Genomic DNA, 26,352 nt, shown 5'->3' with positions numbered 1-26,352 from the left:
ACCTTACTTATTGTATTATTTAGATAAATTTTTCACGGCTTCTTTTAAGAATGCTGTTTTACTCCAAGCTGTACCACCTTGTGCCATTGGATCTACAACATTTACAAATACTTTCTTTTCCTTCGCAGCATTCATACTTTGCCAAATTGGATTACTTTCAATTTCTTCTAACATTTTCGGGTTTTTATTTTCACTTGCCTCATATTGTAAGAAAATATAATCTGGGTTAAGTTCAGCAAGTTTTTCAAATGAAATTTTCTCTTGTGCTTTTACAGTTTTCAATTGTTCTGGAGCAGTTAGTCCAAGATCTTTATAAATTACAGGGTTGAAGTATACTCCTTCTGGATATAGGAATAATTCATTTGCTCTTAGTCTTATGACAAGTACTTTTTTATCTTTTAACTTATCTCCTAGTTTTGCTTTTGCTTTTTCAGCGTCCGAATTGTAATCCTTAATAATTTTTTCTGCTTTATCTTTTTTACCAGTTAATTCTCCCATTAACTTTAAGTTATCTTCCCAATTTGTTGAAACGTGTGATACCGGGAATGTAGGAGCTACTTTCGTAAACTTTTCAGCTGTTTCTGCTGGGAATTTCGTACTCGATGTAATAACATCTGGTTTTAATTGTAGTAATGTTTCGAAATTGGGTTGCATTTTCTCACCAACAGATTTAGCACCTTCTAACTCTTTTTCAAGATATTTTGGTAATTTACCACCTACAGTAATGGCACCAACTGGTTTAATTCCAAGTACTGCCGCATCTTCCATTGACTCTAAACTAGCTGTCGCAATTTTATCTACTTTTGCTGGCACTGTATACTCTTTACCTAAATATGTGATTTTTCGTTTTTCATCTTTTTTCGTTTCCGTAGCTTTTGTCTGTTGTTTTTGCTCGCCTGAAGTTTTATCCGCACTATTACATGCCGCTAAACCTACACTTAAAACTGTAACCATCCCTAAAGTAAATAATTTCTTGTTCATCTTTATATGTCTCCTCTCGAATTTTCAAACTATATTCTCAATAAAATTTAACTATATGAACCTTGTCCCATATATATATTTCATTAGATTAACAATTTTATCCAGAACTCATTCCCGTTCACTTCCCCTAGACTATAATTCTTTTACGCCTTCATCACTTGATAATCATTTTCACTGATAATGATTATCGTTACTAAGTATATATTTAATATGAAATTATTTCAAGAATGATTTGAAAAATTTTAACAAACTGAATTAAAAAAAGAAGTATCTCCCTAATATTAGGGAGATACTTCTTTTTTTTAGAAATTTATATTTAATTCAACTGGACAATGGTCTGACCCCATTACTTCACTATTAATTTTCGCTTCTGTTATTTGGTCTTTCATTCGTTCCGAAACAACAAAATAATCTAAACGCCATCCAATATTTTCACCTTTGTAATCTTGCTCTTACATTTATGAATACATACATACGCACTTTATTCAGGTTATACTAATTTCAGAGGTGATGTTCTATGCACAATGAAGGAGTTACATTAACAAATGAGTATTGGCAAGCAATTATTCATAATGATTCTTCCTATGATAGCAAATTCTTTTATGCTGTGAAATCAACTGGAATCTTTTGCAGACCATCATGCAAATCAAGAATACCGAATAGAAACAATGTACGAATTTTTCATCATGCAGAGCAAGCATTAAGTGAAAACTTTCGCCCGTGCAAACGTTGTAAGCCAAATGGAATCACTTTACCTAATGAAGAGTGGGTAAAACAAATTAAAGACTATATCGAAAAGCATTATGACAAATCTTTAACTCTCGACATGCTTGCGGAAATGTGTCACGGTAGCCCTTTTCATTTACAACGTACTTTCAAAAGAATAATAGGGCTAACTCCTATAGAATATATACAACAATTCAGGATTCTTAAAGCAACCGAATACCTTTTACACACAAATCAATCTATTAAAGAAATTAGTACTGCTGTCGGGATAGAAAACCCAGAATATTTCGCAACTTTATTTAAAAAGAAAACCGGATTTACTCCTACTGAATATCGAAAAAAGAACGAAATGAAAGAGGGATACGATAATGAATTCCTACAAAAATAATTATATATATTGGACGCTACTTACACATAAAAATTGGCAATTTCATATTGCTGCAACTGAAAATGGACTATGTTTCATTGGATCACAAGACGAAAACTTTGAAGAATTAAATATATGGGCTAGAAAAAAACTGCCCCAACATATATTGATCCATAGTCCAGATTACTTGCAAATATATACGAAAGAAGTTATCGAGTATTTAGAAAACAAGCGAGAAACTTTTACATTCCCTATCGATGCTTATGGAACTAATTTTCAATTATCTGTTTGGAATACGGTACGTGAAATTCCTTATGGGAAGACATATTCTTATACAGAAATTGCTGAAAGAATTCAAAAACCTAAAGCTGTGCGCGCCGTTGCTTCTGCTATTGCTGCTAATCCTCTTCTTATCACCATTCCTTGTCACCGCGTTATTGGGATGAATGGGAAACTAACCGGATTTAGGGGTGGATTAGAAATGAAGAAAAAATTGCTTACATTAGAAAAGTTGCAGGTGGAATTCATATGACAGCAGAATATAATAGCGTATTATCTATAGCAGTTCCAAAAGAATTTTGTTTCCAAGAAAATTTACGTTATCTATCACGTTCTAACAATGAATGTATGTTCCATATTGAAGATAACAAAATTTATAAAGTTATCCCTGTTCAAGATGTAAATCCTTTAGTTGAAATTAGTGTGAATACAGATGGCAATATTCAAATACATTGTTTAGAAGAATCATATACATCTGAAAAATCGATACGTGAAGCTGTAGCTAACTATGTAAAAGAATGGTTTGATTTAACTACTGATTTAGCTCCCTTTTATACATTAGCTAAACATGATTTACTCCTTCAAGGACCAATTGAACAATATTACGGCCTTCGTACTTTAGGTATTCCAGACTTATTTGAGGCACTTTCCTGGGGAATTATCGGTCAACAAATTAACTTAACATATGCTTATACGCTAAAAAGAAGATTAGTTGAGCAATTTGGAAGTTATGTAGAATGGGACGGTAGAAAGCATTGGATATTCCCATCACCTGAAACAATTGCAAATCTACATGTAGAAGATCTCCAACAATTAAAAATGACGACTAGAAAATGTGAATATTTAATCGGTATTGCGAAGCTTATTACAGAGAGAAAACTATTAAAAGAGGATTTACTGCAAACACAAGATGTAAAGGTTGCTGAGAAACAATTAACCGCTATCCATGGTATAGGACCATGGACTGCCAACTATGTTTTAATGCGTTGTTTAAGATTTCCTTCAGCTTTTCCAATTGATGATGTTGGTCTGCATAATGCAATTAAATTTATAACAGGTTCCGAAAATAAACCGACTAAAAATGAAATAAAAGATTTCGCGGCAAACTGGGCTAATTGGGAGTCTTATGCGACTTTTTATTTGTGGCGAGTACTATATTAAAAGAACCAAGTAGCACATTCGTACTACTTGGTTCTTTTTTAAGCTTGCTCCTCAAAACGTCTTGCAATTTCCACAATAACTTGAACAGCTTTTTCCATAGTATCTACCGAAACATACTCAAATTTACCGTGATAGTTTTCACCACCAGTGAAAATATTCGGCGTCGGTAATCCCATATATGATAATTGTGATCCATCTGTGCCTCCGCGAATCGGATGAATATTTGGTTCAATGTCTAAACTTTTCATTGCTTCATATGCAATATCAACAATTTCTCTTACCGGTTCAATTTTTTCAAGCATGTTATAGTATTGATCATTCATTTCTAAAACGACTGCATCTTCGCCATATTTTTCTTGCATAGTCTTCACAATATTTTTAACGTTATTTTTACGTGCCTCAAAATTTTCACGATCAAAGTCTCGAATAATATAATACGCTTTACTTTGCTCAACATCACCATTTAAAGAAAGTAAATGATAGAATCCCTCATAGCCTTCTGTATATTCTGGCGCCTCTTCTACTGGTAAATACCCGTTAAACTCCATAGCCAGTTTAGTAGCATTGCGCATTTTATTTTTCGCTGTTCCAGGATGTGTATTCGTTCCGTTAAACGTTAACTTAGCACCTGCAGCATTAAAACTTTCATACTCTAAACCACCTAATGGACCTCCATCCATCGTATAAGCGAATGATGCACCAAACGCTTCTACATCAAAATGCGCTGGCCCACGACCAATTTCTTCATCCGGTGTAAATGCTACTCTTATTTTCCCGTGCTTAATTTGCGGATTATGTATTAAATGGTTCATTGCAACCATAATTTCTGTAAGACCAGCTTTATCATCTGCTCCTAGAAGTGTTGTACCATCAGTTGTAATAATGGTATGTCCTTTATATGATGGTAATTCCGGGAACTGCTCTGGTGTTAACACAACATTTAGCTCTTCATTTAACGTAATTGCATTACCATCAAAATTTTCATGAATTTGTGGTTTGACGTTTTTCCCTGTAAAGTCTGTTGCCGTATCTAAATGGGCTAAAAATCCGATTACAGGAACATCCTTGTCCGTATTAGCTGGAAGTGTTGCCATTACATAGCCATTATCATCCATCGTTACTTCTGTTAAACCAATTTCTTTTAGCTCTTCCACTAATAACTTACCAAACTCAATTTGTCCTGGTGTTGTTGGTACTGTATGACTTTCTTCATTTGATTGCGTATCAATTTTTACATATCTCGTAAATCTTTCAATAAGTTCTTGTTTCAAGTTCATTCACTCCCTTTTATGTTCCTCCCTCCATTATAATCCTTAAAACGAAATATTTTAACTTTTTTGACTGTGAAGATGTATATTTCATTTACATTGTTAACACTTTTAAACGAATGATAAAAAGACATAATATTTGTACATTAAAACTGTAACAGGTAACATACATAATTATAAAATATGGGAGGTTGTAAAGATGAGGCTAACTCTCTTTCGCTATTTTCTTTTTTTCTTAGGATTAATTTTCTTTGGCCTTGGAAACGCTCTTGCAGTCAAAGTTAAATTTCTCGGCTTGCACCCTTGGGAAGTTTTAAATATGGCTCTCTACCAAAAGTTTGGATGGACCATCGGTACGTGGAGTGTCATATGTGGGTTATGTCTCGTTCTAATATCTTTACTAGTAGATCGAAAATATATAAATGTGGGGACATTTTTGAATGCACTACTTATCGGTCCCATTATGGACTTTTTCTTACAATCAAACATGCTTCCAGACGCTAGTAATTATTTATGGATAAACTTACTCATTTTATTTTCTGGTATTGCCATTACAGGTATCGGGGGAGGTATGTACGTTGCGGCTGGGATTGGCGCTGGACCCCGTGATGGATTCATGCTTACTATTTCAGACAAAACAGGACTTTCTATTAGCCGTGCTAGAATCATAGTAGAATGTATTGTACTAGTTATTGGATTTATGCTAGGAGGTCCTGTTTTCATCGTAACTTTTCTGTACACCTTTATTCAAAGTCCAATCTTTCAGCAATCATTTAAGATGTTTCAAACACTTTTACATACTTTACATGGCAAAAAGAAAATTAGCGAACATATTTAAAGTACAGCTTAATACAAATAAATCCACCCTATTTACGACTCTCATCGCAAATAGGGTGTTGCTGTTTTTATCTCGCAATTTAAGAATATATACTACTCATTTACAATAAAAGTATATACATCATCATAAATACAGCCATTTACTTTAATCACATACTTCCCAGGTTTATTAAAACTAATTGTGTATTTATTTAACTGAATTGCTTCTTTATCTCCAGAAAGAATATCAATGCTTCTGCCACTTAATACATACAATTCATTTAGATTCATCGTTACATCAATTGTATTGAAATTTTCTACTTTCACTTGCTGTGCTTCCGCAACACTTACACTTGGTTCTAAAAACAGTAGTCCACTTAATCCAATCGTACCTGCTAAAGCAACTCCCGCAAACTTTTTAATCTGTTTCATTACAATGACCTCCTTATAGATTTTACGTAAAGGCAATGTCCTCCCTTACACCACAAAGCCTATATGTAATGAAATGAAAAGTAAACGGGGACTGTAAGACAAAATTCTACATCTTTTTCTCCTATTGAATATAAATCCAACGTTTGGAATTTTGACACATTTAAAATTGTTTCCCTAAACCAATTTCTCCATAATTTATTCAAAGACTGAATAATTACTTATTTATTTAACATTCTAACAATAGTTGATAAAGATGCTTTCTATTCAAAAAAAGACTTTGCTATAAAAGTAACTTTTACAACAAAATCCATGCAACTAATTTTATTCAGCTTTCCATAATCTCTCTACATTCATTAATTGTTCTTCTTTAAATTCCATCTTATATATATCCGGTTTTGACGTATTCATTAAAAATTCAAAACCATATTGTTTATCAAAATAGTTCATCATTAATGTCATGACAAGCCCATGTGTACCAATTACAATTTTGCATCCTCGAAAATCCATTAAGATTTCTTTTAATACTTTCACTACTCTTCTCTGGCAATCTGCATATGACTCTCCTTCCGTTCGTGCAAAGTACGGATTAGAGAACATCTTCTGTACAAGTGGATACACCTCTTTGTCTGATATAACCTGATCCTCACTTGAAAACATACACTCTTTAAGATTTTCATATACTACTATTTCTTTTTCATGGAAATTAGCTGACTCCTCTATCGTTAGCATAGCCCGATTATAAGGACTGGAAATAAAAGTATCAATCCTCTCCGCTTTTAATATGTCAGTTACTCTACGGGCATCCATATGTCCCCTCTCAGTTAATCCACGCATTCTTTCATTTCCTTCTAGTTTTGGTGATTCACCATGTCTAACCATATAAATATATGTGCTCATAATTTCTCCTTAAAATTTTTTATAAAGTGAAACTTTAATCAGCCCTCACTAATCGGGCTGCCCGGCAAATAGCGAGATAAGTTAATAAATCACGTTCATTTATCCCATTTCAATACTTAGGGGTAATACTAAAATACTTTATAAACTGTGCTGATTTGTTCGTCTAATCCATTCTCCTACTAAACTCTCAAATAATTCAGGCTGCTCAATTTGCAAATTATGCCCTGCCATATCTAACACTGCTAATGTTGCCCTTGGATATTCTTCAATAATTTCTATAATATTTTGATAACCTACTGATATATCTTGTCTTCCAGTCAGTAAAAGAACGGGATTTTCATATTTTTCATGCTGAAAATCCATAGTAAGAGAGTAATTCTTTTGCAACCTTTCAATAAATTCATAATTAGCAACATCTAACCCAGGCTTAATTTCTTCTTTAAATCGCTTATATGTATATTCATTTGCTATTACAGCTAACTCACAAAATTCCTCTCTTTCTGTGGAAGTGAGCGTATTTAAAAATTCCTCATCTTGTACAATTACCTGTTTATATGGAAGAATCCTTTTTTCTGGCTCCGCTACAACAACAGGACATACTAATAGTAATCCGCTAACTCTCTCAAACATCTTTGCAAGTATACCTTTGGCTAAATAGCCTCCATATGATTCTCCTACCAATAAAAATTTTTCAGTAGAAATGATTTCCTCAATAAATGTGATAAGCACTTCTACTATACGATCTGAACTATTTATCCAATTTGGAGCATTCGATTTTCCCATTCCAGGTAAATCAATATATATTCGCTTATAACCTTCATATTTCTGAAATACTGATTCCATACATTTCATCATTAACCTATGGTCAGGGGCGCAGCCATGTATGATAATGACCGGTTTACCCTCTCCCACAATTTCATAGTATATTTCTGCATCTTTAATTCGATATATCATAAAAAAGCCTCCCTATTTAGTGGCAATACTATTCCACTCTGTAAGAATACACGTTCTTATTTTATATCTTTTCTCAACATTTTCACAAATATTAATTTTCAGATTAAAAATAAAAAGCTCACCAAAAAAAGATACTCATCATTTTATATGCAATTTTGCATCTCCACTTACAAATCACTAAAAAAACTTTACAATTCAAAGGATGACTAAACATACAATTTCTATTTAAAGTCTTGATACAGTCTGTACTATCAACCGCAATATTTTTCCAACCTTAAGAATACTTACACTCTTTAACACTTTCCTTATAAACATGATTTTTATAAGGAAATCTGATACAATTCTTAAATAATATTATTATGTATAGATATAACGAACATAGTGCATAATTAAAGAAGGTGATTTCATTGAAATTAAATAAAAATTTACAATTATGTATATTAATCGGAACATTAATATGCTATTCAATCTATTTTATGTTTTTCTATCTATTCCCTACTCATTTTTCAAATTCAGATGTACGCTTCGCTTCACTTGTCGTTGAAGCCATTACATTTGTATCACTGATTTACTCTATATATTCTAAAAAAGTCAGTTCAAATCCGTTTTGGATATGTATTACAATAGCAATTGGTAGTTTTTTATTAGGGAAAATAGTATATACATATCAAGATAGCTTCTTCGAAATTCCAATACATCGTTTTACGGTTTCTGATGTATTTTACATGTTTTTTCTATTTTTCTGTCTTATCGCTTTCTGCTATAAAATCTTAAAGGAATGCAATAAATGGGAAAAAGCGTTCTTTATTTGTGATATATGCATAGTGCTTACTTCCATATTTACATTAGAATGGTATTTATTTAATCAACCAAATTTAAATATATTCGCTCTTTCACTAGGAGATGTTTTCCTTTCATTTTTATACCCAATTGCAGATTTATTATTTCTACTGCTAGGTGTTAGTCTCATTTTCCGTCCAATAATTTTTAATTCCAAACGGAAAATTTATATCTTTATTTTTGTATTAATAAGTTCTGCAACTTTTAACTATATTTATTTTTACTTAAATAACCACTTATCAACTGAAACGATAATATTATTACGTCTTTTATATAGAATACCTATATTACTTATTGCAATAGCTGGCTCTATTTCAGAAGATCATAATAGCCATAAAAATTATTTCCTTGTAAACCCTATAATAGGAAAAAAAGCTTTAGTTGTATTTCCCTATCTTGCTGTTGCAATACTAATCGGGTTTACATTAAAAGAACAAACATCATCTTCAACTCTCATTACAGGAAATTGTATTACTTTTATTTTCGTACTCATTCGTCATTCTATCGTACATATGCAAAACAATTCCTTAACAAAACGTTTGCAGGCATTTAATGCCCAACTAGAAGAAAAAGTTACTTTACGGACGTCTGATTTAGTTCATAAATCAGAGGCTCTTTCTCAAAAACAGCAAAAGTTTAAATCATTATATGAATATCATCCTGACCCTATCTTCACCATTGATTTAAATGGAATATTCTTAAATGTAAATAAGGCTGGGAGTGTACTACTTGGGGCACCAACGGATGAGTTACTAGGTGAAACTTGTTTTTCGATCATTTTAGATGAAGATAAGCATAAGCTAGCATTGGCATTAGAAAAAGTGAAACAACAAGAATCGGCATTCTTACAACTTAGTTCTCAATATAAAGATGGCTTTACTTATTTTTTATACGTTACAATCATTCCTATTATAATAGACGGACAAATTTCAGGAAGCTATATTATGGTGAAAGATATTACTGCACTAAAAAAACAGCAAGAAGAAATAAAATATTTAGCATTCCATGACACTGTAACGAAAATTGGTAACCGTGCCTTTTTCCATAAGAAATTAAAGAGAGTTATAAAAAATGCTGAAATAACAGAAAGCGAGTTTGCATTATTATATTTAGATTTAGATCGCTTTAAAGCAATTAACGATACACTTGGACATTCATCAGGAGATTACATATTAGAAGAAGTAGCAAAGCGATTCCAATCATGTCTTCCATCACATACTCATCTTTCAAGAATCGGTGGCGATGAATTTACAATCATAATTGAAAACTATACTGACGAAGATTACTTATTCCAATTATGTAACCAATTATTTAAATGCATGAAAAAGTCATTTATCATACATGAGCATAAATTAACTTTATCACTGAGTATCGGCATCGCTATTTATCCACATTCCGGAATCGATACCGCTACACTTCTGAAAAACGCTAATGTTGCAATGTATGATGCAAAAGCAAAAGAACTTAACTCTGTATCTATTTATGACGATGTAATCGCTAAAAAAATTGAAAGACGATTGCGATTAGAAAAAGATTTACCAAACGCACTACAAAATGAAGAATTGTTCCTTTTGTATCAACCTCAAGTTGATAGTGAATCTAATAAAATTATCGGTGCAGAAGCTTTAATTAGGTGGAATCATCCTGAATTAGGTATTATTTCTCCATACGAGTTTATTCCGATTGCAGAAGAAACACTACAAATTATTTCAATAGGTAAATGGACATTAGAGCAGGCTTGTAAACAAATGAAACGTTGGCACGCACTCGGATATTCACATTTAAAAATAGGTGTAAATTTATCTGCTAAGGAATTTGAACAAGAGGATTTTGTAAAATCTATTTCTTCTACTTTAACAAATACAGGTTTACCAGCAAGCTCTCTTGATCTTGAATTAACAGAGCGAATTGCAATGATGGATGAGCGAGAAACATTGATAAAACTGCGTACACTAAAAAGTTTAGGGATTCACATTTCTATCGACGATTTTGGTACAGGTTATTCTTCGCTAGCCTACTTACCTTTGTATCCAATTGATACGTTAAAAATCCCGAGAGAATTTATTACAATGTCTGAAACATGTGATGATGGAATGGAAATTATTAAAACGATCATCACATTAGCAAATACATTAGGAATGTCTGTCATTGCTGAAGGTGTAGAAACGAAAGAGCACGTAAATTTCCTTCAAAAAAATAAATGTCAGTTTATTCAAGGTTATTATTACAGTAAACCTATTCATATTCATGCATTTACTGAGCTATTAGAAAACGGCATTCACCCATAGTACATAACTAATTAGAACAAATATAGCAAAAAGGAAAGAAGATACCTTCTTTCCTTTTGTTTTTCTATTTACATTTCTATTACTTCACCACTTCATTTATTATATCTATTATTTGATGAATTCCCTCATCATTTGTTTTCTTATATCCATTCATGTTTTGAATATATTTCTCCTTATTTGTATACAACTTATTTACTGCATGTATAAATGTATTCGTACTTACTCTGTCTTGGAGTATAACTTCCGCATATCCTTGCCGTGAAAAATATTCAGCATTTAAAACTTGATCTCCCCTACTGGAACTGTTAGTTAACGGGATAAGCAACATCGGTTTCTTCAAAAATAACAATTCAGAAATAGCAGTAGAACCCGCTCTAGAAACTACAACACTTGCCATATTTAGTATATGCGGCAACTCGTCGCCTATATATTCAAATTGCATATATCCCTCCATGCCAATAGATGGGTCTACCTTCCCTTTACCACATATATGAATAATATTAAAGTTTAATAGTATTGTATCTAAACATTCCCTTACCATATCATTTATCCACTTAGCACCTTGACTCCCACCCATAATTAATAATACTGGTTTATCTTGCTGAAATTCACAATATCTTCTTCCTCGTAATACGTTACCCTTCTCAATTTCTTCCCTTACAATTGGTCCTACATAAACCTTCTTCTCATTACTTACATTTTCTCCTGTCTGAGGAAATGTTGTGCATAGCTTTGTAGCAAAAGGTAATGCTATTTTATTGGCAAGCCCTAATGTGCTATCTGGTTCACGTATAATTATAGGCACACGATTTAACCATGCTCCTATAGCTACAGGAACTGAAACAAATCCTCCTGCTGAAAAGATAACGTCAGGCTTTGTTTTCTTAATTAAATTATAACTTTGTAAACAACCGCGTATAATTTTAAAAGGATCTTTAAAATTCTCCCAATCCCAATATCTCCTAAGCTTTCCCGTTGAAACACTATTGTATTTAACATTTTGCACTAATGATTTTTCAATTCCATTTTTGGATCCAATATACTCGACTCTCCAGCCTTTCTCTATAAATTTAGGAATTAATACAATATTAATCATAACGTGTCCGGCTGTACCGCCCCCAGTAAAAAGAATCGTTTTGCTCATAACTTATACCCACCTTTATTATTAAAAATCTAGCTTTCTCTTTACCTTTTAAATGTAAATAAACTTATTATTTTTTATATAAATCTTTAACTCCACCTCTATATCTTGTAAAAGATCGTTAATGAGTTCATAAAAATCATTTCCATACTCACTACACTCGTATTGAGCAAAGATTTGAATCACATATCTAGTTTCCGTCTCTAATGCTGACTTTATTCGATTAACCCTTTTTTCTTCTACATACGCTTGATATTTATGTATTGCCTCATAAATAAGCAATACATGCGCTTCTTCATCTCTCCAGTCCAGCGTATCAACAATTGAAAGAAATAGCGTATTTTGATTATCTATTACTTCATAACCATTCATATATTTCTTACACCCTTTTTTGTTTTTCATTGCATGCAGATGTCACTACACTTCGCATACTCAAGTACATCTTTTAATGATTGATGAAATTCAATTTCTGGGATCCAACCTAAATTTTTTATTTCCTCTGTTGCTAAACTCTCATTTGAGTCGCTCCCACTTTTCTCTGTTTCCTCTATAAAAAAATTTAGCTGTGTTAATTCTTTATATTGTTCTAGTACATCTAATAAAGATCGTTTTACTCCTGATCCGATATTATATTGTTTTCCATTTATTCCATCTCGTAATAACACATGATACGCTTTGACCGCATCACGTACATCTAGAAAATCTCTACTATCTTTCAAACTGTTTACTTCGATAATAGCCTTACTTCTACCTGATTCTATATCTATTATTTTCTTTGCGAGAATCGAACAAATACCATTCGATACCCCTGGACCAATTAAGTTTGAGGGCTTTGCAATGATAATATTTGAATCCATTAATCCTCCCCAAGCCTCTGCAATAATGACTTGCATCGTTTTACTTAAACTATATGGATTTGAAATTTTCATTTCGTTCATACTATCTGCTTGCAAAGCAGATCCTATAACTAATGTTCTACAATGCGAGGCTTCTTGCTTAATTGCTTCTAATAAATATAACGTTCCTATTACATTAATCTCTATATACTCAAGAGCAGCTGTCCAAGATTCTATAACCGAATTCCTTCCCGCTAAATGCAATACGTAGTCTGGCTTTATTTGTTTCATTACCTTCATTACTTCGCTCTTATTAGTTAAATTACACGTAATACCATTTCTAATTTTTTCTCTATGTGCACGATTTTGAAACATAGGAATTACATGAAAGCCCTGCTCTAAAAAATAGTGGCAAGCATGGCGGCCTGTGAAACCATTTGCACCAGTTATTAAAAGGCTCGCATTTTTTTTCATCGCAAAAACCCTCCTTTTAATAGCATTTGTTTCACCTCATGTTTTGCAAGTAAATCTTGTTGAGAACTAAAACTCTTCACATCCACTAGCGGATAGCTAGAATAATATTCTTGAAGTCCTTCGATAGGAATCGTCGGTAGTACCACAAAATAATTTTGATCAAAACTTATACTTGTTTTACTCTCTACCTCAGATAGAAGCATTTCACTTAATTTTTCACCCGGTCTTATCCCTACCTCTTTCACCTTAATATTTTCTTTTTTTGAATCTTCAATTAATACTTCCGCTAAATCTGTTATTTTACATGCCGGCATTTTCATAACAAAGATTTCCCCGCCTCTACCTTGATATACGGCTTTAAATAACAATCCAACAGCATCTTCAACTGTTAAGAAAAATCTAGTCATATTCGCATCGGTAATCCCTACTTCTGAAGATCTTTTAATTTGTTGTTTAAAAAGCGGTACTACACTTCCACTCGTTCCTAAAACATTTCCACCACGAACACAAATGAATTTTGTTTTCTTCGTTTGTATATTCGCATGAACCATTAATTTTTCACCAATTGCTTTTGTCATCCCATACGTATTTGATGGATCAGCTGCTTTATCCGTTGAAACATATATAACTTTTTCAACTTGCATCTGTGTAGAGGCTTCAATTACATTTTGCGTACCATGTATGTTAGTTTTTATAGCTTCATAAGGATAATACTCACATACTGGAACGTGTTTTAAAGCTGCAAGATGGAATACATAATGTACACCTTGGCATGCATAGACTAGTTGATCTTTATCACGAATATCTCCAATAATAAATTTTAGCCTATCATCATTTATAAACTGTTGCTGCATTTCAAACTGAACCGTTTCATTTCTTGAAAAAACTCTAATTTCTTTCGGTGATTTTTCTAATAGTTGTTTTATAAGTTCATGCCCCCACGAACCTGTACCACCAGTAATTAAAATTATTTTATTTAACATTCCTTTTCCTCCTACGAAACATCTCAATTTAAATAATATTTATTGAATTATTTTCAATTGATTCAAATCATAATCGTCGTTTGTTACATTTAATTGACAAAATAAAAAAACAGAAACTATTAAACTTAGTTTCTGTTTTTCATTTCACCTCACAACAGTAAGATTTTCCATACTGTTTGCATGATAAATAAATTCCTTGTAAAAAAACACCGCTCATTTATTTCTTATACTCGTAATAAAATAAATAGAATGATTCATAGCCAATAATCATGTTTAAATTTATGAAAAAGGGAGGTAACGGAATGGACCGAAACAATTCATATCATACATATAACGGACCTTCCAAAGCACTGCCTCTCTCCCTATTCGATGTAAAAAATGAATTGAAACAAAAAAGCAAACTTATTCCTTCTGATACCATGTATAAATTAACGAAAGAAGAGCAACTCATCATCAACAAAATAAAAATACAAACAGAACAGCTAAATAAAAATAATGTTACAAGAACACGCGCATACTACCAATTTTACATTCAATATCCAGAAATACATTGGGCACTGCTTGGACATATGGTATCACGTAACGGCGGTTGGAATATGACTGATTTAAAGGGGGATTTATATACGAGAATTTTATCAGAGAAAGATCAATTCATATTTTTTTCTTTTTTAGAAAAAGGGAATTGGCTTATTTTCCAAGATGTATACCCTCAATTTTTACTTTACGAACAAAGTGTAAAGAGATCACAAAAGTTATTTCACCTTCTCCCTCACCTAAATGTTTCTACATTTATGGAAACGATGTGGCACCATTTTTGGAAAACAGGTAACAAAAAAACTTTAGCGATTGCCACTATTATTAATGAACAAAACTACTTAGAAAAAAGAGTGATTCAAAATGTACAATTTAAAAAGACTGTACTAAATAGTATTGGATTTAAACTCTTTGATTTCTTTCAGTTTAATCATATTCTTTTCCCATTCTACGAAAATGATAAGAAACAAAAAGTATTACTATTTGGTGATACAATGAAACATTTCACTTCCTTACATGAACGGATATTAATTGGAAAAAGATTGTACTCATTATTATTTCGAGATACACATGTTTTATCTCAAATAATAAGCTGGGCTCAACACCATCCACATACAGGATCAAGGAAAGATTACTGGCCCCATTTATTTTCAAGTGTAAATGAATCTTTTTCCCGTGAGTTTTATAAGCGCCGAATAAAGAAATGCCAGTTACGAAATGGCGCTTATCGCATATACAGCCCTGCACTCATCTATGCATGGCGAGATATGAAGCATGAAGAAGTTGACAGTGAAGATTGGTTTACCGATTGGCAAGTTGTAAATTACTTAGTTGATAAGGAGGAAAATATAAATGGACAAATTACAGAAGACTACTGCAAAACACTCGAAAAAATTGAACTCGCCATTCTCGCAAAGAAAAATGTCCTCCTCCGAGAAGAAGAATGAGTTTCTAGCATTAGTAGTTACAATCTTTCTCTCTTCTATTATTGGAACTTGCTTAGATGCCTTTTTTGTTCATAAACAAATATATTCCTTTCCGGCTAGGCCCTTCTCATCCACATTTTCGGTTAATATAGCTTTTACATTGTTCGTACTGCCGATTTTAACAGTTATCTTTATACACATTTCAAAAAAATTATCTAAAGTTTCTAGAATTTTATTTATTATTTCAATCGGTATTTGTGCTAGCCTTTTTGAACAGATTGCTGAAAGTTTAGGTTTATTTGTACATAACGCGAATTGGAACCATACATATTCTTTATTTGGTTATATGATTTTTCATTCTTTTATTTGGAATGTATATAATTGGATAAAAAAATAAAGAGACCATTATAGGTCCCTTCTTAAGCATACTCTTCCGTTATTGCTAATGGTGCCAATGTTTGAAGGCTTTTAGAGCGTAAACGATAGGCAACGACTTTCTTCTTATATTGCTTAATGACATCAACATGTTCTTCATAGCTATATAGCGAAAATCTAATCTCTTTATTCCCTTTCTTCGTATCAATGACTATGGGTGTCCCTTCTCCGTGCGGCGGGAAATAATGTTTATCTAAAAACAAAGCCTCATTAAATTCATGAATAACTTGTAGTTTCATTTCTCCCTCTATATTTTTTCCATCTATCGATATAGAAGTATTTTCCGCCTCAAGCTTTTGATGCAATTCAAATTTACTAATAATTGATTCCACAACAGAAGTGGGCATGCTAGAAACTAATACTTTAATAGCTCCAAAAACAAATAATGTAACTATAAACCATGTTGTCATTGTTATCATCTCCATTACATTTAAAAAATAAATTTCGTTCCATACGGTATTAGTATACTAATGAGTATTCCAGTTACAATCATCGTTACCGAACCGATTGTCGCCTCTTTCTCGCCTTCCTTCACGAGACGGCTCACACCGATAATATGTGATGCACAGCCCATTCCAACTCCTTTTCCAATCGTACTTGTTATACTGAAAAACTTAAGTACTGTTGGTCCGATAATAGCGCCTGTTATTCCTGCAACAACTACAAAACTAGAAGTCATAGATGGAATACCACCAATTTGATCCGCTAATGATAGGGCAATAGGCATCGTTGCTAACTGTGGTAAAGTAGTTAATATAAGTTCCTTATCTATATTTAAAATTCCGCCAATCACTACATTCATACTCGTTACAGCCACTATACCTATCACTACTCCAATAAGTATCGATAAAAAATTTTTCATAAGTATCTTTCGCTCTTTAAATAGAGGTATGGCTAATGCTACAATTGCAGGGCTCAATAAGCTTGAAAGAATGTCTCCTCCATTTTCCCTATACTCATGATGAGAAATATCAAAAATGAAAAATAAACAAATCATAATTGCCGTAACTGTTAACACCGGTAACGTAAATGCAAACGTAAATTTTTTATATAGCTTTGTCGCCAAGAAATAAATTGCTACAGTAATAATAATTAAGACCATTTGAATCGTGCACCTTGTCGATTTTATTTTTTTGTTGTTATTAATAATTGACTTATATACCCTGAAACAATCAAAGTTACTACAGTACTTGCAACTACTAAAAGGAATATAATACTCTCCTTCCTGAAAAGAAAAGACCCGTATTCCATGAGCCCTGTTGTCGAAGGGATTAAAAATAACGGTAAAAATACGATTAACTTTTCCGCACCTAACTCAAACCATTTTAACGGTAAAACGCGAGTGGAAAGGAGCAGGAACAGTATTAACATCCCTATTAAACTTCCTGGCATTGATAGATGGAATACTCCTTGAATCCACGTACCCACTAGGCTAAATACATATAGCACGCCTACTTGAAGTAAAAGCGTCACGTACTTCATTTCTTTCCCTCATTTCACTATCACACATCCATATTATGAAATCTCATTTAGCGTGTCGGCAAACCGTTTAATTCCAAGTTGAATTTGTTCTATATTCGCTCTACCAAACGTAAATCGTATATATTCATTTTTCGAACCTAAAACACTGCCCGGAACAAATGCGACACCATTCTGTATAGATTCACCTAATAAGTGATATTCATCAAACTTTCCTTTCACTTTACACCATACATGTATTCCACCCTCTGGCACGAAACATTCAACTCGGTCTCCCAATGTTCCTTCAAGCTCTGCAATTAATACATCTCTTCTTTGCTTCAATTTTCCACGAAGTATCGTAATATGTTTATGGAAATCCTTTGATTCTAAAAATTGATTTGCTACCCACTGCGTAAATACACTATGGCCAAAATCAACTTGTTGCTTTGCATCTGCTAAACGCTCAATTACACGTGTAGGACCAATTATCCATCCAATACGTAATCCTGATGCAACAATTTTTGATAATGAACTTATATAAAGAACATTTCCATTTTGGTCCATTGATTTTAATGTCGGGTTCACTTCTCCATTAAAAGAGATTAAACTATACGGATCATCTTCAACAATTGGTATACCGAACTCAGAAGACAGTTCTAAAATTTTTTTACGTCTCGCTAATGAAAGCACAGTCCCCGTCGGATTCTGATAATCTGGATTCAAAAACACCATACGAATGCGATGCTTTTTGTGCAAATCGATTAAGTCATCTGGATTCATTCCATGCTCATCAACAGGTAAATGAAATATGTTTAAACCGGCCGATTTAAACATTGGAAGCGAAAAACAATACGAAGGATCTTCAATCGCGATCGCATCACCAGGTTTTAATAAACATTGAACGATAAGATTAAGCGCCTGTTGTGCTCCTGACGTAATAAGAATAGAGCTTGAATCTGCTTCAATTTGTTTATATTGCTGAACATGTGCTGCAATTGTTTTTCTCAACATCTCATTTCCAAGTGGATGATCATAACCGAGGTTTTCCATAAATGTTTTCTCCGACAAAATTGTTCGAAATCTATCACTTGGAATTAATTCTGGTGACAGTTCACCGCTTGCTAAATTAATTAAATCATCTTTTTGTGTTTCCGTTCGAATTTGTTGAACGAGTGGTACGTTAGGTAAGAACGATCCATCCTCCACGTACCTACCCCAGTTCGGTATTCGTTTATGTGAGACACCCCATATGTCTGTATTGACCCGTGTTCCGCTTCCCTTTTGCCGTTCTACTACTCCAAGTGATTTTAATTCTTCATACGCAGCTACTATTGTACTCCGGTTCACCTGTAATTCCTTTCCTAACATACGCTCAGAAGGTAACTTACTATCAGAAGGAAATTCACCTGAAGAAATGCCTCTTTCAATATAATCCGCAATTTGTTTATATACAGGTGTCTTATCTGCACGATTTGGTTTCCATTCCATCTAGTTTCCTCCTTTCAAAACGAACTATCCTCATTTTTTACTAACAGTATTCACCGTAAAAATAGTATTAATTAGTCACATTTTCTTATCCGTAAATGGATATATCCAAAATGGTTCTCTTTCTGATTACTCAATAGCTTCTGAAATTCCAACTTCATACTCTCATTTCAGTTCTTTTACAAACTATTAAATCATTACCGCGTACCATGTTACCCCGGCCAGTAGAACAAAAAGAAGAAGAATATAGATTGCAGATAAGTTTTTCACATTTCTTTTTGTAGACTTACCGTAATTCTCCTCCACGTTTCTTGCAACTAGTACAGTCCCAAATAGCGATACAATTACAATAATAACGACTAGTGAAATTGCAAAACTCATTGTCTTTTCACCTCTCTAAGACCCATCTATTTTAATTAAAGAACTTACATAAAAACCTTCCTCTTTAAAACGTCGATAACATACTACCTTTCTTCTCTTATCATAATAGATGTTTGCAAAAAGCGGACCAACCACTTTCATGTTTTTTTGCTCATCCACTTAAAAAATAAAAAGCAACTGATCACTTAGGACCAGTTGCTTTTTTCACACGATAATTTTTCATTTAAAATTAATTCGATTTAAAAGTTTCGCCTTTTCATAATGAAACATCGACTGAGATAACTCAAAAATTGTTCCATTTACAAGATACACTGTATTTTCAATAAGAAGCGCCGGATCACCTTCATTTAATTCTAAAAGCTGTGCATTTTCTTTATTTACTTTTTCACAACTAATAACTTTATCAGCAAAACCAATATTTAATCGTAAATCTTCAATGAAATAACTGTATACAGAGCTTAATGCTATTTCTTCGTTCAAATATGGAATAATATCCTTTTTGAAATAACTTACTTCAATAGAGAATGGTTTAGCATCTACAATTCTTAAGCGCTTCAAAAAATACAACCTAGTTCCAGCTTCGCATTGCATCCGCTTTGCTATCTCTTCGTCCGCATCTATTACTTCCAGCTCTAACACTTTCGTTTCAATATTTTGTGAAACAAGATTTTTCGTTAATCCACGTAAACTTCCTAAATTAATGTAATCTGTTACAGAAGTTTCGCGTAAAAACATGCCACTACCTTGCACTTGAAAAATATAACCTCTATTCACAAGCTGACTAATTACTTTACGTATCGTATTACGGCTTACTTCAAATCGATTCATCAACGCTTCTTCTGTAGGTAGTTTTTTCGTTTCATTAAAAAGCCCATCTCGAATGTTTTGCTCTAACACATCTGCAATTTGTTTATACTTTGCACTCATACACTTTCTCCTAAAATACGCTTTTATCTGTTATAACTCTTCCCCTCTCGTTTCGATCACACGTTTATACCAATGAAACGAAAGTTTCTTCTTACGTTTTAAGTTATCATTATGATCGACAAAAATAAAGCCATATTGCTTTTTATATCCATTTAACCAACTTAAAAGATCAATCACTGACCATGCATAATAACCTTTTAAGTTAATTCCCTCTTCAATTGCACGCTTCATTACTTTTAAATGCGCTTCAATAAATTTAATTCTCGGAACATCTACAATTTCTCCGTCAATGATTGGATCTTCATCACCAAGTCCATTTTCCGTTACATACATCTTTATGTCACCGTAACGCGCTTTCAACATATGCAATCCCTCTAAGAAACCTTCGGGAGATATTTCCCATCCCCATTTTGTATATGTTTTATCATCCATTTTAACTGTTCGATAAAAACCATCAAAAGAAGGGTTACCTGGAGCAAGCGTTGAGTTTTCTCGAGAATGTTCCTCACTCTTTATATCCATATCGTATCTTTCTACTCGTATTGGTTGATAATAATTCAAGCCAATAAAATCATTTTCTTCTGCATTTTGTTTAATGATTTCTAATTCTTCAACCGTCCAATTAGGAGTCCATCCTTTTTCCTTTAATTGTTGTACAACATAAGACGGATACTCGCCTTTTAAAATTGGATCATAATACCAATACGTTTCATATTCATTCGCATGATTTGCTGCTTGTATATTTTCTTTTTGATCATCCACACTATAAGCTGGTAAGAAAACATGTGTAATCCCAATCTCACCATATTGTTTCAGCTGCTTGTACACCGCAACTGTTTTCGCGTGTGCATAAAATACATAATGAGTCGCTTGAAAATACTTTGGAACATCATTTTGTATTCCTGGTGGATGTGCACCTTTTAAATAACCTAATCCACAAAACATTACGGTCTCATTAAAAGTAATCCAATGCTTAACTCTGTCACCAAATGCCTTAAAACAAGTTTCTGCATATTTTACGAAAGCCTCTGCTGTTCTTTTATTCGTCCATCCACCATCTTTTTCTAACGGTAATGGTAAATCCCAATGATATAAAGTGACAAACGGCACAATCCCGTATTTTAAACATTCATCAATTAAGTTGTTATAAAATTCAATCCCTTTTTCATTTACCTTTCCATCTCCAGTCGGCAATATTCTCGCCCAAGAAATAGAAAAACGATACGATTCTAATCCCATCTCAGCCATTAAGCGAACATCTTCCTTATATCGATGATAATGATCAACAGCTATATCACCATTTGTTCCATTGTATGTTTTGCCAGGAATTTTTGAAAACTCGTCCCAATTCGTAACACCTTTTCCATCTTCATTCCATGCACCTTCTACTTGATAAGAAGCTGAAGCAGCTCCGAATAAAAAATCATGTGGAAACTTCATAGTATATACCTCCATTTCATTACAACAAATCAAATTCAATCATACATATAAAATTTATAGGTACAAATTTTATATGTATGATTATATCTTATGTTTTTATTTTTTTCTATTATAAAAGTACAATTTATATTGTTGGTTATTGGAAAAGAAATAAGAAGCGATATATTTTATCGCTTCTCACTCTCATCATCTTTATTCTTTTATTAATGACTTATTCGCTCTTATAACTTCTTGATACAATAATGGTGACCACTTTTCATTTATGTAGTCTTGAATTACCCAGCCTACTCTCGCAGGATTCTTTTGTTTTATATGGTTTGCAATTTCAGGATTTATATAAGAGGCATAGTAATATGGACTATTCCATGCTGTACCACCAGAAGACAAGCTTGTAAAATTTATATATAGATGATTTAAATCCTCACTATTGTTCATCGTTTCATTCATTGTATCTTTAATAGATTTTACTTTCTCATCATAACTCACTTTATATTTATCTTGTACTGTTACATTTACATTTTGATTTACAGTTGTGGTAAACGTCTCATTATCCGGCCAATAAAAATTATTATATCCTCCAGATTCATTACTACCACTATATCTTTTTAGTAGTACAATTTTCCCACGAGCATCTCCAAGTTTTATATTTCCTTCTGTTTTTAAAAAGATAGGATCAACAAAATAATTTTTTTCAAACGTACTACTAAATGAATCTTCTGCCCCTTTCATATCCTCATACTCTTTTTTTAAGGACATAATAATCGTTTCACTCGGATTATCTCTTAAAAATTGTTTCGCTTCGTTTATGAATTCATGCAGTGTTACATAAAGATATAATGGCCCATGATGAAGAACTATCGTATTATCATCTGTTAAACGTCCTCTTATATCAAAAATGCGAGCTCCATGGTCCATTTGATAGCGAAAATCATATTCTTGCGTCATTCCCCATACTTGCTTAATCGGATTTTGCAACTTGAACGTCCCACTATCGTGTGTTCCTGGAATTGAAATTCGTGCTAACGGGATATTATCAGGTATAGGTTGCATCCATTTCGACCAATTTTCAAGCTCATTAACAGAGCTAGCTGCAACTACTTGCTTATCATGTAAAGCAAATACAAATGTGATAAATATTGTACTACATATGAATAATTTCAAAATTAACTTCTTATTGCTCATTATTATCCCTCTCTTTTTCTGTTTTTATATCAAACTTATTGAATATAATATAAGCTAGTTCAGAAAAAATAAATAACATTTCATCAATATGAAATATTGCATAGAAGTAAAGTTAAAAAATCATTCACATATACTAAATTAGAAAAATTTAAAGGAACTTCATCTGAAGTTCCTTTTACTTATTTTATGTTCAATACGTATGAACCATCTTTATTCTCATATTTATAGACGTATAAATAATATTTACCTGGCTTTGCATTATAAGTTCCTTTAACTACATTGCCTTCATTTTCACCATATGCTACATAGTTATTTAAATCTGATTCATGATGAAGTACCCATGTCATTCCGATATTTTGTTCATTTAGTAAAGAAATATTAATATTTTCCGGCGAGTCAATTTGGAAAGTAAATACATCTACTCTATCACTATTATGTAGCGTTCCTTTCACCGGTGTATGAAAGTTAACTTTATTTGCCTGTCTAGGCTCATTATTTGGTTCATTTTCTGTTACTTGTAATTCATTCCCACCGTTTGGTTTTCTTTGTTCATAGCCTAAGTTTACTAGTATAGACTTCAAATCTGGTAAAACACCAATTTTATCTGCATATGGATCTTTAGATTTTGTTCCTGTGCTCTGGTTGCTTAATATTGCTCTTAGTTCACTAGGTCTATATGGTTGTCCTAAATTTTCTTTAGCAATGCTTTGTACTAAAGTCGCTGCCCCAGCAATAATTGGCGAAGCACTAGATGTTCCGCTAAAGCTTGAAGTATAAAGATTTACAGCACTTCTACTTTGTTCAGCTGTAGTTGTATCTACATTTTCTCCCCATCCGTACACATCAATACGGCTTCCATAATTCGAAAACCACATACGTTCATGAGGGAAAGATGAAGAGCCAGCGCCTACCATAATTGCACCCGAATCTTTAAAATCTTTACTATTACGATTTAAGACTTGCTTACCTTTTCTATCTTTGAACTGGTCTAAATCATTCCACCCATTTGCTCCAGCCTCTATAATTACAATCCCTTTATCTGTACCAGCACGAATTGCATCAAAGATATCTGGTTGTACTTCAACAGGTAAATATTTATCACCATATCCATCGAAAGATGCTTGCGCCTCTAACAATAAAACATCCCCAGCTTCTAACTGATTTACAGCGCTTAATATTGCATCAGCCGTATTATACTGTCCGTTATCTCTTATTTGAGAGATAACCTTTGCTTTCGCTTTTGGCGCAATCCCGATATTCCCGACTTCATTGTCCTCAGAGGATACAATTCCTAGTACAGACGTCCCATGACCGACATGCTGATCTATATTTCTTCCAGACATTAATTCAATATTTTGATGTAATAAATCCTCATGATTTAATAGCCATCCGTATTCCATATCAACAAAAGTGATACCATTTCCATTACCGCCTTGAATTTCCCAGGCGAAAGGCGCATTAATACCGTATGGGGCCGCTTCAAGATAACCTTGCTTTTTAAATCTAGGATTGTTACTAGGATTAAGAGCTACACTTGATGATTGCACTTCAGGTGGCATTATTTTCTCTTTTCTCTTCATATATGCATCTTCTATTAAAGAAGATGCCTTTAACTTATCTACTATTTCTTCTTCATACCCACTATTTTGATTTTGAAGAATATAGTAGTTTAATAAACTTGTAGATACATGATTAGGTGCTTTCACTTCAAGGTTTTGTATTTGTTCCGGGCTTACAGATGTGAATAAACGAGTAAATGTTACATCTGGATATTCTGTCAAAAGATCTTTTATTACTTTATCATTCGTTTGAGATTGTATTTGTTTTTCAATACCATCTTCATATGGCAAATCCAAATCCGCTTTAAATTTTACAATGATTTGCTTATCTGTTTCTTGTTCTATCCCTGATTTAATCTGCTGTTCTATAGAATCAGCATGTACACTATTGATAGTACCTCCTGTTCCTAAAAGTGCTGTAATGATTACAGTTGACGCACACATTTTTTGAAATATTTTCATTCCATTAATCCTCCTATTAATAATTAATTATTATATTAATCTATAATGATTTTATTTCTATAACGTATTCCCTTTCTACTAAATAGATTATAGTAATCAGAAATATGAACTTCAATGTATTTTCATATGCAATATTTCATATTCGGACTCTACACTACACGAATATGAAACTTATAGTGATTATTTATTTTATATGTGCTAATATACTTACATTAATATATTACGCATATATACATTCCAAACTACATTACTTAATAGTTTCACCTTAATTTTTTCTTAGGAGGATTTACAATGAAATTACTAAAACTAAAACATATAATCCCTTTATCTGCAGCTGCAATTACATTCGTATGTAGTCAAAGCACAGCTGAAGCTTCTACCATTCATACAGTAAAAAAGAACGATACACTTTGGGGCATTAGTAAACAATACGGAGTTTCAATACAATCCATTAAACAGGCTAATAATAAAGGAAACGATCAAACCTTTATTGGCGAACAGTTACATATTCCAGGGTCCGTGAAATCAAATGAAATCACTGTCCCTCAAAACGCCAAGCCAGCGAACATTTCTGGACAAATTATTTATCAAGTACAACCGGGAGATTCATTAGAAACGATAGCAAGGCGTTACAATGTCACTGTCCAATCTATAAAACAAATGAACAATACAGTCGGAAACAAGCTTTATACAGGACAACATTTAAAAATCAACTCAACCATTTCACAAAAAGAAAAAAACTTAATGGCACGCTTAGTTACTGCTGAAGCAGGTGGCGAATCGTATAAAGGAAAAGTAGCAGTAGCGAAAGTTATACTAAATCGTGTAAATGCAAAAGGTTTTCCAAATACAATAACAGGCGTTATTTATGAACCTATTAAATACGGATATGCATTTACTCCTGTTACAGATGGAAGAATTAATCAGCCTGCAAGCGCAGAAGCAAAAATGGCTGTAGAAGAGGCTATCTCCACAAATGGAGTACATTCTGACTGGCTTTATTTCTACAATCCAAAAACATCAACAGACAAGTGGATTACGACACGTCAAACAGTAGCAGTAATTGGTAACCATGTGTTTGCTAAATAAGATTTAAAATCATTAACAGACCTCTTCA

At 32.9% G+C, this 26,352-nt stretch carries 26 protein-coding genes and 1 pseudogene; 8 read left to right on the top strand and 19 right to left on the bottom strand.

Annotated features, from left to right (window positions below; translation table 11 throughout):
- Window positions 1-15: 15 nt before the first annotated feature.
- Window positions 16-981: an iron-hydroxamate ABC transporter substrate-binding protein gene (locus ACTFRU_RS17545; protein ID WP_440037728.1), complete on the bottom strand. Its 966-nt coding sequence runs from the start codon at window positions 979-981 to the stop codon at window positions 16-18.
- Window positions 982-1,283: 302 nt separating this feature from the next.
- Window positions 1,284-1,421: pseudogene (locus ACTFRU_RS17540) on the bottom strand (exodeoxyribonuclease III); the annotation flags it as partial.
- 77 nt (window positions 1,422-1,498) lie between these two features.
- Between ACTFRU_RS17540 and ACTFRU_RS17535 the strand changes: the two are divergent.
- Genes ACTFRU_RS17535 through ACTFRU_RS17525 form a run of 3 tightly spaced genes read left to right on the top strand, consistent with a single transcriptional unit; the run spans window position 1,499 to window position 3,514 of the window.
- A complete protein-coding gene (locus ACTFRU_RS17535; RefSeq protein ID WP_006922223.1) occupies window positions 1,499-2,095 on the top strand; it encodes a bifunctional transcriptional activator/DNA repair enzyme AdaA in 597 nt (198 codons plus the stop codon).
- Window positions 2,076-2,606 (top strand): methylated-DNA--[protein]-cysteine S-methyltransferase, encoded by a 531-nt coding sequence (locus ACTFRU_RS17530; protein WP_098272678.1) that lies wholly within the window; start codon window positions 2,076-2,078, stop codon window positions 2,604-2,606. The genes ACTFRU_RS17535 and ACTFRU_RS17530 overlap by 20 nt, the downstream gene beginning before the upstream one ends.
- The gene (locus tag ACTFRU_RS17525; RefSeq protein WP_000123520.1) at window positions 2,603-3,514 is read left to right on the top strand and encodes a DNA-3-methyladenine glycosylase 2; all 912 of its coding nucleotides are present in this window, start codon (window positions 2,603-2,605) and stop codon (window positions 3,512-3,514) included. Before ACTFRU_RS17530 ends, ACTFRU_RS17525 begins: the two co-directional genes overlap by 4 nt.
- A 38-nt stretch (window positions 3,515-3,552) precedes the next feature.
- Here ACTFRU_RS17525 and pepT read toward each other — a convergent pair whose 3' ends face one another.
- The gene (pepT, locus tag ACTFRU_RS17520) at window positions 3,553-4,785 is read right to left on the bottom strand and encodes a peptidase T (RefSeq protein WP_000807014.1); all 1,233 of its coding nucleotides are present in this window, start codon (window positions 4,783-4,785) and stop codon (window positions 3,553-3,555) included.
- Window positions 4,786-4,981: 196 nt separating this feature from the next.
- Between pepT and ACTFRU_RS17515 the strand changes: the two genes are divergently transcribed.
- Entirely contained in the window at window positions 4,982-5,620 is a 639-nt protein-coding gene (locus tag ACTFRU_RS17515; protein ID WP_001241256.1) for a YczE/YyaS/YitT family protein, read from the top strand.
- A gap of 92 nt (window positions 5,621-5,712) precedes the next feature.
- Here ACTFRU_RS17515 and ACTFRU_RS17510 read toward each other — a convergent pair whose 3' ends face one another.
- The 3 genes from ACTFRU_RS17510 to ACTFRU_RS17500 form a co-directional block, all read right to left on the bottom strand.
- Window positions 5,713-6,030 carry a hypothetical protein gene (locus ACTFRU_RS17510; RefSeq protein WP_000809495.1) on the bottom strand — a complete coding sequence of 106 codons (318 nt, stop codon included), beginning with the start codon at window positions 6,028-6,030 and terminating at the stop codon, window positions 5,713-5,715.
- A 321-nt stretch (window positions 6,031-6,351) separates the two neighbouring features.
- Window positions 6,352-6,927, bottom strand: coding sequence for a histidine phosphatase family protein (locus tag ACTFRU_RS17505; RefSeq protein WP_440037727.1), 576 nt, complete (start codon window positions 6,925-6,927; stop codon window positions 6,352-6,354).
- 138 nt (window positions 6,928-7,065) lie between these two features.
- Entirely contained in the window at window positions 7,066-7,881 is an 816-nt protein-coding gene (locus ACTFRU_RS17500; RefSeq protein WP_000640337.1) for an alpha/beta fold hydrolase, read from the bottom strand.
- A 407-nt stretch (window positions 7,882-8,288) separates the two neighbouring features.
- Here ACTFRU_RS17500 and ACTFRU_RS17495 point away from each other — a divergent pair, with 407 nt between their 5' ends.
- Window positions 8,289-11,009 carry a putative bifunctional diguanylate cyclase/phosphodiesterase gene (locus ACTFRU_RS17495; protein ID WP_440037726.1) on the top strand — a complete coding sequence of 907 codons (2,721 nt, stop codon included), beginning with the start codon at window positions 8,289-8,291 and terminating at the stop codon, window positions 11,007-11,009.
- Window positions 11,010-11,088: 79 nt separating this feature from the next.
- Here the strand turns inward: ACTFRU_RS17495 and ACTFRU_RS17490 are convergent, their stop codons facing one another.
- Genes ACTFRU_RS17490 through ACTFRU_RS17475 form a run of 4 tightly spaced genes read right to left on the bottom strand, consistent with a single transcriptional unit; the run spans window position 11,089 to window position 14,443 of the window.
- Window positions 11,089-12,153, bottom strand: a complete 1,065-nt coding sequence (locus tag ACTFRU_RS17490; RefSeq protein ID WP_000047562.1) for an undecaprenyldiphospho-muramoylpentapeptide beta-N-acetylglucosaminyltransferase — start codon at window positions 12,151-12,153, stop codon at window positions 11,089-11,091.
- A gap of 48 nt (window positions 12,154-12,201) precedes the next feature.
- Window positions 12,202-12,552 (bottom strand): DUF6572 domain-containing protein, encoded by a 351-nt coding sequence (locus ACTFRU_RS17485; protein ID WP_002164458.1) that lies wholly within the window; start codon window positions 12,550-12,552, stop codon window positions 12,202-12,204.
- Entirely contained in the window at window positions 12,549-13,460 is a 912-nt protein-coding gene (locus ACTFRU_RS17480) for an NAD-dependent epimerase/dehydratase family protein (RefSeq protein ID WP_000739077.1), read from the bottom strand. Before ACTFRU_RS17480 ends, ACTFRU_RS17485 begins: the two co-directional genes overlap by 4 nt.
- On the bottom strand, window positions 13,457-14,443 hold the full coding sequence (locus ACTFRU_RS17475) for a UDP-N-acetylglucosamine 4,6-dehydratase family protein (RefSeq protein WP_440037725.1): 987 nt from the start codon (window positions 14,441-14,443) through the stop codon (window positions 13,457-13,459). Before ACTFRU_RS17475 ends, ACTFRU_RS17480 begins: the two co-directional genes overlap by 4 nt.
- Window positions 14,444-14,745: 302 nt before the next feature.
- Here ACTFRU_RS17475 and ACTFRU_RS17470 point away from each other — a divergent pair, with 302 nt between their 5' ends.
- Together ACTFRU_RS17470 and ACTFRU_RS17465 are read left to right on the top strand one after the other, a co-directional pair.
- Window positions 14,746-15,924, top strand: coding sequence for a DUF2515 domain-containing protein (locus tag ACTFRU_RS17470; protein ID WP_000375773.1), 1,179 nt, complete (start codon window positions 14,746-14,748; stop codon window positions 15,922-15,924).
- Complete coding sequence (locus ACTFRU_RS17465) at window positions 15,899-16,300, top strand: CBO0543 family protein (RefSeq protein ID WP_033687074.1); 402 nt, start codon at window positions 15,899-15,901, stop codon at window positions 16,298-16,300. Before ACTFRU_RS17470 ends, ACTFRU_RS17465 begins: the two co-directional genes overlap by 26 nt.
- A 22-nt stretch (window positions 16,301-16,322) precedes the next feature.
- On the opposite strand, the gene ACTFRU_RS17460 is transcribed toward ACTFRU_RS17465, so the two are convergent.
- The 9 genes from ACTFRU_RS17460 to ACTFRU_RS17420 all read right to left on the bottom strand — a co-directional run bounded on the left by ACTFRU_RS17460 (window position 16,323) and on the right by ACTFRU_RS17420 (window position 25,235).
- On the bottom strand, window positions 16,323-16,748 hold the full coding sequence (locus tag ACTFRU_RS17460) for a YfmQ family protein (RefSeq protein ID WP_000214634.1): 426 nt from the start codon (window positions 16,746-16,748) through the stop codon (window positions 16,323-16,325).
- A 20-nt stretch (window positions 16,749-16,768) separates the two neighbouring features.
- A complete protein-coding gene (locus ACTFRU_RS17455; RefSeq protein ID WP_440037724.1) occupies window positions 16,769-17,440 on the bottom strand; it encodes an LrgB family protein in 672 nt (223 codons plus the stop codon).
- A gap of 23 nt (window positions 17,441-17,463) precedes the next feature.
- Window positions 17,464-17,820, bottom strand: coding sequence for a CidA/LrgA family holin-like protein (locus tag ACTFRU_RS17450; protein ID WP_440037723.1), 357 nt, complete (start codon window positions 17,818-17,820; stop codon window positions 17,464-17,466).
- Between the two features lie 33 nt (window positions 17,821-17,853).
- Entirely contained in the window at window positions 17,854-19,287 is a 1,434-nt protein-coding gene (pdxR, locus tag ACTFRU_RS17445; RefSeq protein WP_440037722.1) for a MocR-like pyridoxine biosynthesis transcription factor PdxR, read from the bottom strand.
- Window positions 19,288-19,473: 186 nt separating this feature from the next.
- A complete protein-coding gene (locus ACTFRU_RS17440) occupies window positions 19,474-19,665 on the bottom strand; it encodes a hypothetical protein (protein ID WP_000006458.1) in 192 nt (63 codons plus the stop codon).
- Window positions 19,666-19,884: 219 nt separating this feature from the next.
- Entirely contained in the window at window positions 19,885-20,592 is a 708-nt protein-coding gene (locus tag ACTFRU_RS17435) for a GntR family transcriptional regulator (RefSeq protein ID WP_001274912.1), read from the bottom strand.
- A gap of 30 nt (window positions 20,593-20,622) precedes the next feature.
- Window positions 20,623-22,032 carry a glycoside hydrolase family 1 protein gene (locus tag ACTFRU_RS17430; RefSeq protein WP_000671620.1) on the bottom strand — a complete coding sequence of 470 codons (1,410 nt, stop codon included), beginning with the start codon at window positions 22,030-22,032 and terminating at the stop codon, window positions 20,623-20,625.
- 192 nt (window positions 22,033-22,224) lie between these two features.
- Window positions 22,225-23,214 (bottom strand): phosphatidylinositol diacylglycerol-lyase, encoded by a 990-nt coding sequence (gene plcA, locus ACTFRU_RS17425; protein ID WP_000066288.1) that lies wholly within the window; start codon window positions 23,212-23,214, stop codon window positions 22,225-22,227.
- A 179-nt stretch (window positions 23,215-23,393) separates the two neighbouring features.
- Entirely contained in the window at window positions 23,394-25,235 is a 1,842-nt protein-coding gene (locus ACTFRU_RS17420; protein WP_016123270.1) for a S8 family peptidase, read from the bottom strand.
- A 291-nt stretch (window positions 25,236-25,526) separates the two neighbouring features.
- Between ACTFRU_RS17420 and ACTFRU_RS17415 the strand changes: the two genes are divergently transcribed.
- Window positions 25,527-26,324 carry a cell wall hydrolase gene (locus ACTFRU_RS17415; protein ID WP_016123271.1) on the top strand — a complete coding sequence of 266 codons (798 nt, stop codon included), beginning with the start codon at window positions 25,527-25,529 and terminating at the stop codon, window positions 26,322-26,324.
- The last annotated feature ends 28 nt before the right edge of the window (window positions 26,325-26,352 follow it).

The sequence above is a fragment of the Bacillus cereus group sp. MYBK220-1 genome (assembly GCF_051916445.1).
Lineage (GTDB): Bacteria > Bacillota > Bacilli > Bacillales > Bacillaceae_G > Bacillus_A > Bacillus_A cereus.
Note: the sequence above shows the minus strand (reverse complement) of the source record. Positions and strands in the feature narration are given on the sequence as shown.

Coding starts and splice junctions, on each gene's coding strand:
- ACTFRU_RS17545 (WP_440037728.1), bottom strand. CDS start 981: ATGAACAAGAAATTATTTACTTTAGGGATGGTTACAGTTTTAAGTGTA.
- ACTFRU_RS17535 (WP_006922223.1), top strand. CDS start 1,499: ATGCACAATGAAGGAGTTACATTAACAAATGAGTATTGGCAAGCAATT.
- ACTFRU_RS17530 (WP_098272678.1), top strand. CDS start 2,076: ATGAATTCCTACAAAAATAATTATATATATTGGACGCTACTTACACAT.
- ACTFRU_RS17525 (WP_000123520.1), top strand. CDS start 2,603: ATGACAGCAGAATATAATAGCGTATTATCTATAGCAGTTCCAAAAGAA.
- ACTFRU_RS17515 (WP_001241256.1), top strand. CDS start 4,982: ATGAGGCTAACTCTCTTTCGCTATTTTCTTTTTTTCTTAGGATTAATT.
- ACTFRU_RS17510 (WP_000809495.1), bottom strand. CDS start 6,030: ATGAAACAGATTAAAAAGTTTGCGGGAGTTGCTTTAGCAGGTACGATT.
- ACTFRU_RS17505 (WP_440037727.1), bottom strand. CDS start 6,927: ATGAGCACATATATTTATATGGTTAGACATGGTGAATCACCAAAACTA.
- ACTFRU_RS17500 (WP_000640337.1), bottom strand. CDS start 7,881: ATGATATATCGAATTAAAGATGCAGAAATATACTATGAAATTGTGGGA.
- ACTFRU_RS17490 (WP_000047562.1), bottom strand. CDS start 12,153: ATGAGCAAAACGATTCTTTTTACTGGGGGCGGTACAGCCGGACACGTT.
- ACTFRU_RS17485 (WP_002164458.1), bottom strand. CDS start 12,552: ATGAAAAACAAAAAAGGGTGTAAGAAATATATGAATGGTTATGAAGTA.
- ACTFRU_RS17480 (WP_000739077.1), bottom strand. CDS start 13,460: ATGAAAAAAAATGCGAGCCTTTTAATAACTGGTGCAAATGGTTTCACA.
- ACTFRU_RS17475 (WP_440037725.1), bottom strand. CDS start 14,443: ATGTTAAATAAAATAATTTTAATTACTGGTGGTACAGGTTCGTGGGGG.
- ACTFRU_RS17470 (WP_000375773.1), top strand. CDS start 14,746: ATGGACCGAAACAATTCATATCATACATATAACGGACCTTCCAAAGCA.
- ACTFRU_RS17465 (WP_033687074.1), top strand. CDS start 15,899: ATGTCCTCCTCCGAGAAGAAGAATGAGTTTCTAGCATTAGTAGTTACA.
- ACTFRU_RS17460 (WP_000214634.1), bottom strand. CDS start 16,748: ATGACAACATGGTTTATAGTTACATTATTTGTTTTTGGAGCTATTAAA.
- ACTFRU_RS17455 (WP_440037724.1), bottom strand. CDS start 17,440: ATGGTCTTAATTATTATTACTGTAGCAATTTATTTCTTGGCGACAAAG.
- ACTFRU_RS17450 (WP_440037723.1), bottom strand. CDS start 17,820: ATGAAGTACGTGACGCTTTTACTTCAAGTAGGCGTGCTATATGTATTT.
- pdxR (WP_440037722.1), bottom strand. CDS start 19,287: ATGGAATGGAAACCAAATCGTGCAGATAAGACACCTGTATATAAACAA.
- ACTFRU_RS17440 (WP_000006458.1), bottom strand. CDS start 19,665: ATGAGTTTTGCAATTTCACTAGTCGTTATTATTGTAATTGTATCGCTA.
- ACTFRU_RS17435 (WP_001274912.1), bottom strand. CDS start 20,592: ATGAGTGCAAAGTATAAACAAATTGCAGATGTGTTAGAGCAAAACATT.
- ACTFRU_RS17430 (WP_000671620.1), bottom strand. CDS start 22,032: ATGAAGTTTCCACATGATTTTTTATTCGGAGCTGCTTCAGCTTCTTAT.
- plcA (WP_000066288.1), bottom strand. CDS start 23,214: ATGAGCAATAAGAAGTTAATTTTGAAATTATTCATATGTAGTACAATA.
- ACTFRU_RS17420 (WP_016123270.1), bottom strand. CDS start 25,235: ATGAAAATATTTCAAAAAATGTGTGCGTCAACTGTAATCATTACAGCA.
- ACTFRU_RS17415 (WP_016123271.1), top strand. CDS start 25,527: ATGAAATTACTAAAACTAAAACATATAATCCCTTTATCTGCAGCTGCA.